The following is a 14,798-nucleotide window of genomic DNA, read 5'->3' on the forward strand; positions in this document are numbered from 1 at the left end:
GAGATAATTATGTCCACCCAGGATCAACTACACCGTTATTTATTTGAAAACCACGCCGTGCGGGGTGAACTGGTCACCGTGAGCCATACCTGGCAACAGATTCTGGCTGACCACGACTATCCGGCGCCGGTGAAAACGCTGTTGGGCGATATGCTGGTTGCGACCAGTCTGCTGACCGCAACCCTCAAATTCAGCGGTGATATTACCGTGCAGCTGCAGGGCGACGGCCCGCTGAAACTGGCGGTCATCAACGGCAATAATCAGCAGGAAATGCGCGGCGTGGCGCGCCTGCAGGGCGAGATCGCCGCGGACAGTTCTCTGCATGAAATGGCAGGCAACGGCTATCTGGTCATTACCATCACCCCGGCCGACGGCGAGCGTTATCAGGGGGTGGTCGGTCTGGAAGGGGAAACTATCGCCGCCTGTCTGGAAAACTATTTCCTGCAGTCGGAACAACTGCCGACCCGCTTATTTATTCGTACCGGTGAGCAGGACGGCCAACCGGCCGCCGCCGGTCTGTTGCTGCAGGTGCTGCCGGCGCAGAACAGCAGCAGCGACGGTTTTGAGCACCTGGCGCAGTTGGCCGCCACGATTAAGGGCGAAGAGTTGTTCAGCCTGCCGGCCAACGAAGTACTTTACCGTCTGTTCCATCAGGAGCAGGTCACCCTGTATGAGCCGCAGGCCGTCTCTTTCCACTGCCATTGTTCGCGCGATCGCTGCGCCGGGGCATTGATGACGCTGCCGGACGAGGAGGTGAATGACATGCTGCAGCAGGACGGGCAAATCGATATGCATTGCGACTACTGCGGCAGCCATTATCTGTTTAGCCCATCCGATGTCGCCGCCCTCCGCCAAAGCCAGCAGCAGACGCCCGACGTTCTGCACTAAATCCGGCCAATGCCGCGCCGTCGATGCGCGATTCGTTCGATACCCGGGGGCCTTCCTCCGGGTATCTTAATATCGGCGAATGCACTCTTTCAGGCGCTTCATGCGGCAACGAACTTATATGTATGAAAATCCCGTCTGGCTCATCTTGTCGTTAACGAAAGATTGCCCGGCCTTCCTGTCTGGATCATAAATTCAGAATTATTATTAACACAGATATTGCGATTTATGATTGTTATCGCGGTTAATCGCGGCTGAATCCCTACAATTACTGTCAGTTCAATCTATAACAATTAAGGAGTAAGCGACATGCAGAGAAATGGTATTACGCCTCAGATCCTCGCCGCTTATGGAATCCATAACGTCAGCGAAATTATTTATAACCCCGGATATGAACTGCTCTACCAGCAAGAAATCGATCCTGCCCTGCAAGGTTATGAACGCGGCACTGAAACCCGACTGGGCGCGGTCGCCGTCGATACCGGTATTTTTACCGGCCGCTCGCCCAAAGATAAGTACATTGTCCGCGATGACGTCACCCGCGACAGCGTATGGTGGTCAGATCAGGGTAAAGGCAAAAATGACAACCACCCAATCAGCCAGGAAATCTGGAGCCATCTGAAACAACAGGTGGCGCAGCAGCTTTCCGGCAAACGTCTGTTCGTGGTGGATACCTTCTGCGGCGCCAACGCCGATAGCCGCCTGAAAGTCCGCTTCGTTACCGAAGTCGCGTGGCAGGCGCATTTTGTCAAAAATATGTTTATCCGCCCCACCGATGAAGAACTGACTCAGTTCGAACCGGATTTCGTGGTCATGAACGGCGCCAAATGCACCAACCCGCAGTGGCGGGAACAAGGGCTGAACTCGGAAAACTTTATCGCCTTCAATCTGACCGAACGTATGCAGCTGATCGGCGGGACATGGTACGGCGGCGAAATGAAGAAAGGGATGTTCTCGATCATGAACTACCTGCTGCCGCTCAAGGGCATCGCCTCCATGCACTGCTCGGCCAACGTCGGCGAGAAAGGCGATGTGGCGGTTTTCTTCGGCCTGTCCGGCACCGGCAAGACCACGCTCTCCACCGATCCGAAACGCCAGCTGATTGGCGATGACGAACACGGTTGGGACGATGACGGCGTATTTAACTTTGAAGGCGGCTGCTATGCGAAGACCATTAAGCTGTCGCCGCAAGCCGAACCGGACATCTATGGCGCCATCAAACGCGACGCGCTGCTGGAAAACGTGGTGGTGCGGGCCGACGGCAGCGTTGATTTCAACGACGCGAGCAAAACGGAAAACACCCGGGTTTCCTATCCGATTTACCACATCCACAATATCGTGAAACCGGTATCTAAAGCGGGCCACGCCACCAGGGTGATTTTTCTGACGGCCGACGCCTTCGGCGTACTGCCGCCGGTTTCACGCCTGACCGCCACTCAGACGCAGTACCACTTTTTGTCCGGTTTTACCGCCAAACTGGCGGGCACCGAGCGCGGGGTCACCGAACCGACGCCGACCTTTTCGGCCTGTTTCGGCGCCGCGTTCCTGTCGCTGCACCCCACGCAGTATGCGGAAGTGCTGGTGAAACGGATGCAGGCCGCCGGCGCGCAGGCCTATCTGGTCAACACCGGCTGGAACGGGAGCGGTAAACGGATTTCCATTCAGGATACGCGCGGCATTATTGACGCCATTCTGAGCGGCGAGATCGATCAGGCGGAAACGCGCACCCTGCCGATTTTCGATCTGGCGATGCCCGTGGCGCTGCCCGGCGTCGATCCGGCCATTCTCGATCCGCGCGCCACCTATGCCGAGCCGGCGCAATGGCAGGAAAAAGCGGACGATCTGGCCCGGCGTTTTATCGCCAACTTTGATCAATACACCGATACGCCGTCAGGCGCCGCGCTGATCGCGGCGGGTCCGAAACTGTAAGAATGAAAGGCGCGCGCAAGCGCGCTGAGGTCGCCGGCAACGTCGCCGATAAGCCCGGGTTTGCCGGGCCTGCCGCATCGGGGGCGCTCCGGCGGCTAACGCCGCGACGACTCTTCGCCGCGCGCTCCCGGAATCAACGTTGTCATCCGTCCGGGCGCGCGTAAGCGCGCTTTTTTTACCCGGCGGATTTATGCGCGTCTCTGACGCCGCCGTGCTCAGGGGCGTCGGCCGAGCCGTGCCACGGCAGCCAGGCGCGAATGCACAGTCCGCCGCGCTCGCTGGACGAAATATCAAGGGAGCCGTCGTGCGCATCGATAATACGCTGCACAATGGCCAGCCCCAGACCGGTGCCGCTGGTGCTGCGCGCGCTGTCGCCGCGCACGAACGGCTGGAACAGATGCTGCAACTGGTCCGGTTCAATGCCGGGGCCATCGTCCTCCACCTGGAACCACGCGCGCTGTAAATCATGACCGCTGCTGACCTTAATCCAGCCGTTGCCATAGCGGGCGGCGTTGACCACCATATTAACCGCCGCGCGCTTGATCGACAGCGGGCTGACGTTCACCAGCAGTTCGCCGTCGCAAAACTCGCTGTCAATCTCGCGTTCATAGCCGCTTTCCGCCGCCACCACTTCGCCTAAAATTCCGTTCAGGTCGGCCAGTTCGGTCTGCATTTCCTGGCCGGTGCGCAGATAATCGATAAACTGTTCGATGATGGCATTGCACTCTTCAATATCCTTATTGATGGATTCCGCCAGATAGCCGTCTTCGCCATTCATCATCTCGGTGGCGAGACGAATACGCGTCAGCGGCGTGCGCAGATCGTGACTGACGCCGGCCATCAACAGCGTTCGGTCATCCGCCAGCTGTTTCACCCCGGACGCCATCTGATTGAAGGCGCGCGTCACCGATCGCACCTCCGAGGCGCCATACTCGCGCAGCGGCGGCGGAATATTGCCTTTCCCGACCTGTAGCGCCGCATGTTCCAGTTCGACCAGCGGCCGGTTCTGCAGCCGGATAAACAGCCAGGCGCCGCCGATCACCAGCAGCATGATCGCCAGGGTATAGCGAAACAGCGGCGCGAAGTCGCCCTGGTGAATTTCCGTCAGCGGCACCCGCACCCAGATATCCGGCGACAGCCAGGTCTTCAGCCAGACGACCGGCGTATTTTTGCTGACTTCGACCCGCACCTCGGTCGGCCCGCCCAGCTGTTGCGCCATCTGTTGGCTCAGAAATTTATAGTGCTGCGCCCAGCGCAGGCCACTCTCCTCCGCCGCCGCATTGGTATACAGCGAAATTCCCAGCTCGCGGTAAATCTCGCGCCGGAAGGCCGGCGGCACCTCCAGCAGAGTGCCGTCTTCCAGCTGCAGCCGATCGGTCATCAGCATTCTTACTTCATACGCCAGCACCTTATTGAACTGCTGCAGACTCGGTAAAATGGCGAAATTCAGCACCACCAGATAGGTGGTCACCAGGCTGACGAACAACAATGTCACGATCAGCAACAGCGTACGGGCAAATGAGCTGCGCGGAGAAAAGCGCCATTTCCTCATGCTTTACTGCCATCCGGTACGAAGACGTAACCCAACCCCCAAACGGTCTGAATGTAACGCGGATGCGCCGGATCTTCTTCCACCATACGGCGTAACCGGGAGATTTGTACGTCGATGGAGCGCTCCATCGCGCTGTATTCGCGCCCGCGCGCCAGGTTCATCAGCTTATCGCGCGACAGCGGCTCGCGCGGGTGGCTTACCAGCGCCTTCAGCACCGCGAACTCGCCGCTGGTCAACGGCATAGGCTCATCATCGCGGAACATCTCGCGCGTGCCCAGATTCAGCTTGAACTTGCCGAAGGCGATGATCGCCTCTTCCTGCGACGGCGCGCCCGGCAGCTCATTCGCCTGACGACGCAGCACCGCGCGAATACGGGCCAGCAGTTCACGCGGGTTAAACGGTTTAGGGATATAATCATCCGCACCGATTTCCAGCCCGACAATGCGATCCACTTCTTCCCCTTTCGCCGTCACCATAATGATCGGCATCGGGTTGCTCTGACTGCGCAAACGGCGGCAGATAGAGAGCCCGTCTTCCCCTGGCAGCATCAGGTCCAGCACCATCAGGTGAAAGGACTCACGCGTTAGCAGACGATCCATCTGTTCAGCATTCGCGACGCTGCGGACCTGAAAACCCTGTTCCGTCAGATAACGTTCCAGCAACGCCCGCAGACGCATGTCGTCATCCACCACCAGAATTTTGTAGTTCTCTTGCATTATCATTCTCCCAAAGGCGTGATAGCCCAATGCAGATATTGTTCAGAAACACGCGAATAACTGACAGCCGTTTCTGGTATACGTCCGGGTAAAATTGTTACAAAGCATATAGAAATGTCTTATTAACACCCGTCAGTCAGGCTCTGTCCGCTTACCTTGCCATAAACAAACGGCAGACCGCTATGTAAAGTGATGATGACGCCATACCCAATGAGCCTCGCCGCGCGAACACAACGGCCGGAGCAGAGCGCCGCCGTTGCAGCTTGAAAGAGGAAGGGCGTATAAGATAACCTGGTTATTTTCTTGTTGTCTTAGTGAATCCTATGAAAACCGATCTCGTTACCCGCGAGGGCCATGAAGCCCTGCAGCAGGAGCTTAATTACCTCTGGAAAGAAAAACGTCCGGAGATTACCGAAAAAGTGGCCTGGGCGGCCAGCCTGGGCGACCGCAGCGAAAACGCCGACTATCAGTATAATAAACGCCTGCTGCGCGAAATCGACCGCCGGGTGCGTTATTTGAGAAAGCGCCTGCAAGTCCTGCGTGTGGTGGATTATTCCCCGCAGCAGGACGGAAAGGTGTTTTTTGGCGCCTGGGTCGAAGTCGAAAATGAGCAGGGCGAGATGAAATGCTTCCGCATCGTCGGCCCGGACGAAATTTACGGTCGCAAAGACTATATTTCGATCGATGCGCCGATGTCGCGCGCTCTGCTGAAAAAAAGCGTGGACGATGAGGCGCTGGTCGACACGCCAACCGGTAAAAAACGTTGGTATATCAACAAAATTTCTTATCTCACGCCGCCTGAATAAGCGCCTCGCCCCCTGCGAACCGCGTGGAAAGCGCCGGCCGCGCCGTATCGACGGCGCGACACCGATTTCCGTACTAACATAAATATGTCATCTCCATCGATTAAGTTGGCCCTGGTGAGCTACGGAGACCTGTATATGTTCAGTTTAGATACCCTTCTTGACGATCTTGCACCTCATCGCCACACGCCGTCCTGGCAACGGGCCATTTTGCGTACGTTGCTGTTCGAACGGGAGATCCAGCAATTTACCCAACGCTACCCCTGGCTGCGGGGACTGGATCTGGTTGAGCAAATCCTCGATCACTTCTCTTTTCATTGTGAAATCGCCGATAGCGACCTGGAAAACATTCCCAGCCGCGGACCGGTTATTTTAGTGGCCAATCACCCCATCGGCTCGCTGGATGGCCTGGCGCTGCTGCGTCTGGTGGCCAGCGTACGGCCCGATGTGCGCGTCGTCGCCAACCAGCTGTTGTCCTGCATCGAACCGCTGCGCAGCCTGTTTTTCCCGGTTGACAACATGAGCAACCGCACCAGTCGCCAGCAGGTCGCCGCAATGCAGGCCCATTTACAAAATGAGGGCGCCATCATTCTGTTCCCGGCCGGCGAGGTCTCGCGCATCAGTCTGCAGGGCATCCGCGACGGCCACTGGCACAACGGTTTCATCCGGCTGGCGGCCAGAGCGCGCGCGCCAATCGTGCCGGTGCATATCAGCGGCCGCAACAGCGCGCTGTTCTATTGTTCTTCGCTGGTTTACCGCCCGCTGTCCACCCTGCTGCTGGTGAGGGAAATGTTTCATCAGCAGGGTAACCGGCTGAAAATACGCATCGGCGCGCGCATTCCTTATGCCGCCTGGAGTCAGGGAGAATGGCAGGCCAACGATCTGGCTGCCCGCTTTCGGCGCCACGTCTATCGGCTGGGCCAGAACAAAACCGGCTGTTTCCAGGGTGAGAACGCCATTGCCCGCGCCGAGGACCGCGCGCGGCTGAAACGCGCGCTGTCGCAATGCGAAACGCTGGGCACTACGCCGGACGGTAAAAAAATCTGCCTGTATCGACGCGGAGAAGAGGATTACGTGGTGATCCTGCGCGAACTGGGGCGATTACGCGAAATCGCGTTTCGCGCCGTCGGCGAAGGCACCGGTCAGCGCCGCGATCTGGACAGCTATGATGATGATTATCTGCACCTGATTTTATGGGACGAACGCGAACTGGAGATTGTCGGCGCTTACCGTTTTACGCCGACCAACCAGCAGATCGAACGGAAAGGAAAAAACGGTCTGTACAGCCACAGTCTGTTCCACTACGGCACCGAAATGGATCCGATTCTCGCCTGCGGCATCGAACTGGGCCGCAGCTTTATTCAGCCTAAATACTGGGGCAAACGCGGCCTGGACTATTTGTGGCTTGGCATCGGCGCCTGGCTGGCGCGCTATCCGCAATATCGCTACCTGTTCGGTCCGGTATCGTTATCCGCCACCCTACCGCCCGCCGCCCGCGATCTGCTGGTCGCCTTCTATCGGCTGCACTTCTCTCCGCAGCAGCCGCAGGCCCACTCGCGCCGACCCTACCCGGCCTCGCTGCCCGACGTATTGAAACAATTTAGCGGCGATGATTACGAACAGGACCTGAGCCGGCTGAAAAGCATGCTTAGCAATATGGGCTGCGCCATTCCCACGCTGTATAAGCAATATTCGGAAGTCTGCGAGCCCGGCGGCGTTCAGTTCATTGATTTCGGTATCGATCCCGGCTTCAGCAACTGCGTGGACGGTCTGGTGCTGGTTGATCTGACGCAGTTGAAACCGGCGCGCTATCAGCGTTATATCGCGCCGTTTCTCGACGCTGAGCAACAGCCAGCCGCCTGAATCATCGAATGGCCGCGCAGTACAGTCCGTCTGCCCGGCCGACCCGCAATCAAGGAGCGCCAATAATGGCCGATGATGATTATCCTTGCCCATGCTGCGGCGCCAGAGTCTTTGCCGAGCTGGGCGAGTATTTTATTTGCCCTGACTGCAACTGGGAAGATGACCCATTGCAATCCCGGGAACCAGCGTATGCCGGCGGGGCCAACAGAATGAGTCTCAATGAAGCCCGCGACGCATTCAGGCAGGGAAAGCCCGTCGTATAGCGGCGGCTAACCGAACAACGATCGCGACAGACCAACATTCTGCCGGGCGTCTGAGCCGGCTTTACGCCGGCTCAGACAGACAAAACATCCCCGGAGCCGAATGGATGGCGAACGGCGCGGCTACCCCTTCAGGCGAGAAACATAATCACGCTGCGGCCGACCGGTGTAGATCTGGGTAGGACGATAGATAGTCATTTCCGGCTGACTGTGCATTTCATTCCAGTGCGCAATCCAGCCAATGGTACGGCCCACCGCTGAAACCACGGTAAACATCGAGGACGGCAGCCCCATTGCCTTCAGGATCACCGCGGTATAAAAATCCGCGCTGGGGTAAAGTTTATTTTCCAGAAAATACGGATCGGTAATAGCCACGTGCTCCAGCTCAACCGCCACCTGCAGCAGCGTATCTTCCATCCCCTGCTCGCTGAGCACCTCATGGCAGGTTTTGCGCAAAATCGCCGCGCGCGGATCGAAATGCTCATATACCGAGTTGCCGAACCCCATCAGACGGAACGAATCGCGCCGGTCCTTCGCCCGACGCACGAAATCAGGCACGCGCTCAACCGTTTTAATCTCTTCCAGCATGCGCATACAGGCTTCATTCGCCCCGCCATGCATCGGCCCCCACATCGAGGCCAGCCCGGCTGCGATACAGGCGAACGGGTTGGCGCCCGATGAGCCGGACGCCCTGACCGCCATAGTCGAAGGGCACTGCCCGTGATCGGCATGCAGGATCAGAATGCGATTCATGGCCTTTTCCAGCACCGGATTGACCTGGTATTTCTCGGCCGGCACGGAAAACAACATCTGCAGGAAATTGCCGGTATAAGAAAGCGAGTTTTTCGGGTACACGGCAGGCTGTTCGACGGAATACTTGTAGCACATGGCCGCCAGCGTCGGCATCTTCGACAACAGCCGCACCGCCGCCAGTTGGCGATGCTCCGCGTTGTTTAGATCCAGCACCTCATGGTAGAAGGCGGCCAGCGCGCCGACCACCGCGCACATCAACGCCATCGGGTGGGAGTCGCGGCGAAAGCCGCTGAACATGCGCGACATCTGCTCATGGATCAGGGTATGGCGGGTAATAGTGTTGACAAAATCCTGATATTCACCCGGGGACGGCGCTTCACCATGCAGCAGGATATAACACACCTCGGTAAAATCGCACTGTTCCGCCAGTTGATCGACCGGAAAGCCGCGGTGCAGCAGCACGCTGTTTTTCGCATCGATATAGGTGATGGCGGACTCGCAGCCCGCCGTATTGGCGAAGCCGGGATCATAGCTGCACATTCCTTCGGCGCCCAGCGGACGAATATCCACGGCTTCTTTGCCCAACACCCCCGCACGCGTATTCAGCCTGACGGCTTGCCGATCGCTAAGTGTCAGGGTGGCCTTTTTTACTGTCATTGCTGTTTCTCCTGCCCGGATTGACGCTACCAGGATCATTATTTCACTACTGATGCCCCTGGCCATCAGCCATTGAGCCATCCTGTTGTTACGCTAAAAAGACACGGCGGCACGCGGTCGCGCCGTTATCTTTACAGCGGCAGGCGCGCCGGCGGCGCAGCCCGCGTTGCAAAACCGGGCGATACGCGCCTGGCGGATCTTCCCGCTGTCGCCCGGCCGCCTCCGCTTACCGCCTGCCCGCATACTGAAATCTATTGGGTATAATCGCACGTAATATTGATTCAGGTAAATTTTGGCTGAAAAATATCCGTATTATCTTCACGCCGCCGCCCGGCAGGCGCCGTTCCGCGCCGCGCGCCGCCTTACGGCGGGTCGGAATAATGTGAAAACGCCGGCATCCTCGGCGTCAGACTGGCAATTTCACCCGTCAATCCGTATAACTGTCCCCCATCCGACTAATTCATTTGTTCACTACTATTGCCATCAGACCTATGAATGATTCACTAATCCAGATTATCGCCGGCGAATTACAGGCCCGTACCGGGCAGGTCAACGCCGCTATTCAACTGCTGGACGAAGGCAACACCGTCCCGTTTATCGCACGCTATCGTAAAGAAGTGACCGGCGGGCTGGATGATACGCAGCTACGTCAGCTCGAAACCCGCCTGGGCTACCTGCGCGAACTGGAAGACCGGCGGCAAACCATCCTCAAATCGATCGAGGAACAGGGCAAACTGACGCCGCCGCTGGCCAGCGCAATCAAAGCCACGCTGAGCAAAACCGAACTGGAAGACCTGTACCTGCCGTATAAACCGAAGCGGCGCACGCGCGGTCAGGCGGCCATTGAGGCCGGTCTGGAACCGCTGGCGGACAGCCTGTGGAACGACCCGACGCAGCAGCCGGAAAGCGCGGCGGAAGCATGGGTCGACGCGGACAAAGGCGTGGCCGACGTGAAGGCGGCGCTGGACGGCGCGCGCTATATCCTGATGGAACGCTTTGCCGAGGACGCGACGCTGCTGGCGAAGGTGCGCGACTATCTGTGGAAAAACGCTCACCTGGTGTCGCGCGTGGTGGAAGGCAAAGAGGAAGCAGGCGCTAAATTCCGCGACTATTTCGATCATCATGAACCAATCGCCCAGGTGCCTTCGCACCGGGCGCTGGCCATGTTCCGCGGGCGCAATGAAGGTATTCTGCAGCTGTCGCTCAACGCCGATCCACAGTTCGATGAAGCGCCGCGCGAAAGCCACTGCGAACAAATCATCATCGACCATCTGGGCCTGCGGCTGAACAATGCGCCGGCCGACGGCTGGCGCCGGGCGGTGGTTAACTGGACGTGGCGTATCAAGGTGCTGTTGCATCTGGAAACCGAGCTGATGGGCGGCGTACGGGAAAAAGCGGAAGACGAAGCAATCAACGTATTCGCCCGCAACCTGCACGATCTGCTGATGGCCGCGCCGGCGGGCATGCGCGCCACCATGGGGCTCGATCCGGGTCTGCGCACCGGGGTCAAGGTCGCGGTGGTGGACGCCACCGGCAAACTGGTGGATACCAGTACGATTTATCCGCATACCGGGCAAACGGCCAAAGCGGCGTCGGTAGTCGCGGCCCTGTGCGTGAAGCATCAGGTCGATCTGGTGGCGATCGGCAACGGTACCGCCTCACGCGAGACCGAGCGCTTTTTCCTCGAAACGCAGAAACAGTTCCCGGCAATCAAGGCGCAGAAAGTGATCGTCAGCGAAGCGGGCGCCTCGGTCTACTCGGCTTCGGAACTGGCGGCGCAGGAATTTCCCGATCTGGATGTCTCGCTGCGCGGCGCGGTCTCTATCGCCCGTCGGCTACAGGATCCGCTGGCCGAACTGGTGAAGATCGATCCTAAGTCAATCGGCGTCGGTCAGTATCAACACGATGTCAGCCAGAGCCTGCTGGCGAAAAAGCTGGATGCGGTGGTCGAAGACTGCGTCAACGGCGTCGGGGTCGATCTGAATACCGCTTCCGTGCCGCTGCTGACCCGCGTGGCCGGTCTGACCCGTATGATGGCGCAGAATATCGTCGCCTGGCGCGATGAAAACGGGCGTTTCCGCAGCCGCGAACAGCTGCTGAAAGTCAGCCGTCTTGGGCCGAAGGCGTTCGAACAGTGCGCCGGCTTCCTGCGCATCAACCACGGCGATAATCCGCTGGACGCCTCGACCGTTCACCCGGAGACCTATCCGGTGGTGGAGCGAATTCTGGCGGCGACGCAGCAGGCGCTGCAGGAACTGATGGGCAACGCCAGCGCGCTGCGCAGCCTGAAGGCCAGCGACTTTATCGACGAACGTTTCGGCGTGCCGACCGTGAGCGATATCCTGAAAGAACTGGAAAAACCGGGACGCGATCCGCGGCCGGAATTCAAAACGGCCACCTTTGCCGACGGCGTGGAAACCCTGAATGATCTGCTGCCGGGCATGATTCTGGAAGGCGCGGTCACCAACGTGACCAACTTCGGCGCATTTGTCGATATCGGCGTGCATCAGGATGGTCTGGTGCACATCTCCTCGCTGTCCGACCGCTTCGTTGAAGATCCGCACAAGGTGGTGAAAACCGGCGATATCGTGAAAGTGAAAGTGATGGAAGTCGATCTGCAGCGTAAGCGCATCGCGCTGACTATGCGTCTGGATGAACAGCCGGGCGAAACCGCCGCGCGCCGCGGTAACGGCGGCGCGCGGGAAAACGGCGCTCGCCAGCCCGGCGGGAAAGCGCGCCCGCGCCCGGCCAGCGCTCCGGCGGGCAACAGCGCAATGAGCGACGCGCTGGCGGCGGCGTTTAAGAAGCGCTGACCGGCTAACAGCAAGGGGCATCGCACCGCCGCGACGCCCCTTGCTCGTTTTCCGCCGGTCTGGGTCGGACTATACGCCGCGCAGCGCCTGCGCCGGCGAGTAACGCCAGGCCATCATCGCCGGCAGGGTCAGCACCAGCGCCGCAATAGCCAAAAGCGACAGGATAAACAACGTGTCTTCCCCGTCCAGCATCACCGGCAGGACAAAACCGCTTTTCTCGCTCATCGCCGCCGCGACCGCTCTGGCGGCCAGGTAGCCCAGCCCCACGCCGGCCAGCACGCCCGCCCCCACGATTGACATCAGGCCGGACCAAATCAGCAGAAATATACCGTAACGCGGGGCGCCGAACGCGCGCAGCGCGCCGATCTGCTTTTGCCGCTGTTGCAGGTGAATGACGGCTACCATAGCGACCGCCATGCCGACCAGGCCCTGAGTACCCATGGTGATATACGTCAGTAACTGGCGCAGATCGCCCAATAGCGCATACAGTTTCACCAGTACTTCGCCGGGGAATACCGCCTGAGTAGCGCTGGTACGGTAAAGAGAACGAAGCTGATAGGCGCCGGCGATGGTTTTAGGCTTGACCACCAGGGCGGAAAATCCGGCGGCATGTTCATGTTCATCGCCGTGGCGTTCGGCTTCGCTTCGCGTATCATGCGTGACGGCCTCTTCCGGATGCGCCGCCGCCTGATGTTCATGCTCATGCTCATGCTCGTGCTCATCATGAGCATCCCCGTCATGCGGCGCATGAATGCCGTGCACCTGCCAGACCGCTTCCACCGGAACCAGAATCGCCTTATCCCAGGCGCTGCCGTCGGCGGGCAGCACGCCGACCACCGTATAGCGAACGCCCTCGTGAGCGTGGGCGCCCTCTTCCCCCACCTGCCCATGAAGCGGGCTGAACGATTGCCCTACCTGTAGTCCGGTCTTCGCCCCGACGACCGCTTCAAAGCCGCCGTCAAACACACGGCCGTCACTTAACCGCCGCTGGCCGTTATCCGTCACCAACGCCGGCGAAGTGCCAATTACCGGCATGCCGCGATAAAAATCGCCCAGCGCCACCGGCGCGGCCCAGGCGACCAGCGGATTGTGTTGCAGATCGGTCAACACATGCGCCGGCAGCAGCGACAGCGCCGCGGGTTGTAAAAAGACGGTCGTCAGTACCAGTTGCGTTTCACTGCCCGGCGCGCCGATCACCAGGTCAAAACGATCGGCGGCGCGGGCGCTGCCCAACCGCAGAGCGCGCTCCTGCAGGCTGACCGCAATACTCAGCGCGGTGGCCAACGCAATCAACAGCACCAGCACCAAAATACCCGGCCACAGCCGGCGCCAGTCGGCCCTAATTAAACGCCACGGGATCATGCCGGTTGCTCCTCTTCCATCATACTGTCAGAAACCAGACACCCCTTCTCGAGCTGGATATGGCGCCGCATCAACGCGGCAAAGCGGCGATCGTGGGTGACCGTGATCAGCGTAGCGTTATTTTCACGCGCCAGCGTAACCAGCAACGCCGCAATCTGATCGCCGCTCTGACTATCCAGACTGGCCGTCGGCTCATCGGCCACAATAATATCCGGCGTCATCAGCAGCGCCCTCGCCACGGCGACGCGCTGTTTTTCTCCCCGGGAAAGCACATCGATAACGCGGGAGCCGGTATTCAACCCGACGCGCGCCAGCAACGCATCCGCCCGTCGTTTCAGCGTGGACGGTAATCGCCAGTGGTGAAACCGCGCCGGCAGCAGCACATTCTCCTGCGCCGTCAGGCCGGGGTATAAATGAAAATCCTGCATCACCAGCCCCACATGGCGCGCACGCCATCGATCGCGGCCGGCCTCGCCGAGCTGGCGGATATCCTGATTATCCCAAATCACCGCGCCGGAACCGCAGCGGTCCAGACCGGTGATGGCATTAATGAACGTGGTCTTCCCCGAGCCGGAAGGCCCCATTACCGCAACCTGTTCGCCCGACCGGATCGTCAGACCGGGGATCGTCAGTACGGCATCGGACATGTCGGGAAAGCAAATCGTTAAATCCTGAATCTGTAACTCAGCCATAGAATCGCCCTGTTTACCCGGCGTTATAAGGTGCTGAAATGCGCATCGCGCAAACGCAGCAGACTGACGAAGCCCGTATCCGGATCGGTCCAGGAGCCATATTCCAGCACGCCGTCCACCTGAATCATGGTGTTGTTCTGCACAAATGTTTGTCGTTTCGCGAGATACACCACCAGGATATCCTCCGGCCAGTCCGCGTCGGAGGAACAAAACGGACACAGCGCCATCGGCATTTTGGTTAACACGAAGAATTGCGATTCGGCTTTCAGCGGCGGCGCCATAAAGCCGTTGATCGACACCCGCTGCCCGGCCAGTTGTTTAACCTCGTCGGAAAATTCCAGTCCCAGCACGCTGACCGAGCCATAAAGGCGATCAAACGACAGTTCCGGCGTGTCGGCGGCGGCCGACGCGGATAGCGCCAGGTGAGCGATCAACGCCACCATCAGTCGCCTGAACCAGCAGAAAAGCGGGGTTTCCCCCGCTGGATAGCAAACGTATCGTTTCATCTTATCG

At 59.2% G+C, this 14,798-nt stretch carries 12 protein-coding genes; 6 read left to right on the forward strand and 6 right to left on the reverse strand.

Going from position 1 to position 14,798, the window contains the following annotated elements; genetic code table 11:
* Positions 1-9: 9 nt before the first annotated feature.
* Positions 10-888, forward strand: coding sequence for an Hsp33 family molecular chaperone HslO (hslO, locus tag FJU30_RS21555; protein WP_150437036.1), 879 nt, complete (start codon positions 10-12; stop codon positions 886-888).
* Between the two features lie 306 nt (positions 889-1,194).
* Positions 1,195-2,814, forward strand: coding sequence for a phosphoenolpyruvate carboxykinase (ATP) (pckA, locus tag FJU30_RS21560; RefSeq protein ID WP_150437037.1), 1,620 nt, complete (start codon positions 1,195-1,197; stop codon positions 2,812-2,814).
* A 175-nt stretch (positions 2,815-2,989) separates the two neighbouring features.
* Here the strand turns inward: pckA and envZ are convergent, their stop codons facing one another.
* Together envZ and ompR are read right to left on the reverse strand one after the other, a co-directional pair.
* Positions 2,990-4,366 (reverse strand): two-component system sensor histidine kinase EnvZ, encoded by a 1,377-nt coding sequence (gene envZ / locus FJU30_RS21565; RefSeq protein ID WP_150437038.1) that lies wholly within the window; start codon positions 4,364-4,366, stop codon positions 2,990-2,992.
* Positions 4,363-5,082 carry an osmolarity response regulator transcription factor OmpR gene (gene ompR, locus FJU30_RS21570; RefSeq protein WP_005969424.1) on the reverse strand — a complete coding sequence of 240 codons (720 nt, stop codon included), beginning with the start codon at positions 5,080-5,082 and terminating at the stop codon, positions 4,363-4,365. Before ompR ends, envZ begins: the two co-directional genes overlap by 4 nt.
* Before the next feature lie 323 nt (positions 5,083-5,405).
* On the opposite strand from ompR, the gene greB reads away from it, so the two are divergent.
* The 3 genes from greB (at position 5,406) to FJU30_RS21585 (ending at position 8,011) form a co-directional block, all read left to right on the forward strand.
* Entirely contained in the window at positions 5,406-5,888 is a 483-nt protein-coding gene (gene greB / locus FJU30_RS21575) for a transcription elongation factor GreB (protein ID WP_150437040.1), read from the forward strand.
* A 135-nt stretch (positions 5,889-6,023) separates the two neighbouring features.
* Positions 6,024-7,748, forward strand: coding sequence for a lysophospholipid acyltransferase family protein (locus FJU30_RS21580; protein WP_150437041.1), 1,725 nt, complete (start codon positions 6,024-6,026; stop codon positions 7,746-7,748).
* 65 nt (positions 7,749-7,813) lie between these two features.
* On the forward strand, positions 7,814-8,011 hold the full coding sequence (locus tag FJU30_RS21585) for a CPCC family cysteine-rich protein (protein WP_150437042.1): 198 nt from the start codon (positions 7,814-7,816) through the stop codon (positions 8,009-8,011).
* 120 nt (positions 8,012-8,131) lie between these two features.
* Here FJU30_RS21585 and FJU30_RS21590 read toward each other — a convergent pair whose 3' ends face one another.
* The gene (locus tag FJU30_RS21590; RefSeq protein ID WP_150437043.1) at positions 8,132-9,418 is read right to left on the reverse strand and encodes a citrate synthase; all 1,287 of its coding nucleotides are present in this window, start codon (positions 9,416-9,418) and stop codon (positions 8,132-8,134) included.
* 491 nt (positions 9,419-9,909) lie between these two features.
* Between FJU30_RS21590 and FJU30_RS21595 the strand changes: the two genes are divergently transcribed.
* Positions 9,910-12,231, forward strand: a complete 2,322-nt coding sequence (locus FJU30_RS21595; protein ID WP_150437044.1) for a Tex family protein — start codon at positions 9,910-9,912, stop codon at positions 12,229-12,231.
* Positions 12,232-12,300: 69 nt separating this feature from the next.
* Here FJU30_RS21595 and FJU30_RS21600 read toward each other — a convergent pair whose 3' ends face one another.
* Genes FJU30_RS21600 through FJU30_RS21610 form a run of 3 tightly spaced genes read right to left on the reverse strand, consistent with a single transcriptional unit; the run spans position 12,301 to position 14,791 of the window.
* Positions 12,301-13,593 carry an ABC transporter permease gene (locus tag FJU30_RS21600; protein WP_150437045.1) on the reverse strand — a complete coding sequence of 431 codons (1,293 nt, stop codon included), beginning with the start codon at positions 13,591-13,593 and terminating at the stop codon, positions 12,301-12,303.
* Positions 13,590-14,285, reverse strand: a complete 696-nt coding sequence (locus tag FJU30_RS21605) for an ABC transporter ATP-binding protein (protein ID WP_150437046.1) — start codon at positions 14,283-14,285, stop codon at positions 13,590-13,592. The genes FJU30_RS21600 and FJU30_RS21605 overlap by 4 nt, the downstream gene beginning before the upstream one ends.
* A gap of 23 nt (positions 14,286-14,308) precedes the next feature.
* Positions 14,309-14,791, reverse strand: coding sequence for a hypothetical protein (locus tag FJU30_RS21610; protein ID WP_150437047.1), 483 nt, complete (start codon positions 14,789-14,791; stop codon positions 14,309-14,311).
* Between the last annotated feature and the right edge of the window lie 7 nt (positions 14,792-14,798).

It is taken from the genome of Affinibrenneria salicis, assembly GCF_008710095.1.

Excerpts from the sequence above, each read along its gene's own strand:
- FJU30_RS21595 (WP_150437044.1), top strand. The coding sequence starts at position 9,910 with ATGAATGATTCACTAATCCAGATTATCGCCGGCGAATTACAGGCCCGT.
- envZ (WP_150437038.1), bottom strand. The coding sequence starts at position 4,366 with ATGAGGAAATGGCGCTTTTCTCCGCGCAGCTCATTTGCCCGTACGCTG.
- FJU30_RS21580 (WP_150437041.1), top strand. The coding sequence starts at position 6,024 with ATGTTCAGTTTAGATACCCTTCTTGACGATCTTGCACCTCATCGCCAC.
- ompR (WP_005969424.1), bottom strand. The coding sequence starts at position 5,082 with ATGCAAGAGAACTACAAAATTCTGGTGGTGGATGACGACATGCGTCTG.
- pckA (WP_150437037.1), top strand. The coding sequence starts at position 1,195 with ATGCAGAGAAATGGTATTACGCCTCAGATCCTCGCCGCTTATGGAATC.
- FJU30_RS21585 (WP_150437042.1), top strand. The coding sequence starts at position 7,814 with ATGGCCGATGATGATTATCCTTGCCCATGCTGCGGCGCCAGAGTCTTT.
- FJU30_RS21600 (WP_150437045.1), bottom strand. The coding sequence starts at position 13,593 with ATGATCCCGTGGCGTTTAATTAGGGCCGACTGGCGCCGGCTGTGGCCG.
- FJU30_RS21590 (WP_150437043.1), bottom strand. The coding sequence starts at position 9,418 with ATGACAGTAAAAAAGGCCACCCTGACACTTAGCGATCGGCAAGCCGTC.
- FJU30_RS21610 (WP_150437047.1), bottom strand. The coding sequence starts at position 14,791 with ATGAAACGATACGTTTGCTATCCAGCGGGGGAAACCCCGCTTTTCTGC.
- greB (WP_150437040.1), top strand. The coding sequence starts at position 5,406 with ATGAAAACCGATCTCGTTACCCGCGAGGGCCATGAAGCCCTGCAGCAG.
- FJU30_RS21605 (WP_150437046.1), bottom strand. The coding sequence starts at position 14,285 with ATGGCTGAGTTACAGATTCAGGATTTAACGATTTGCTTTCCCGACATG.
- hslO (WP_150437036.1), top strand. The coding sequence starts at position 10 with ATGTCCACCCAGGATCAACTACACCGTTATTTATTTGAAAACCACGCC.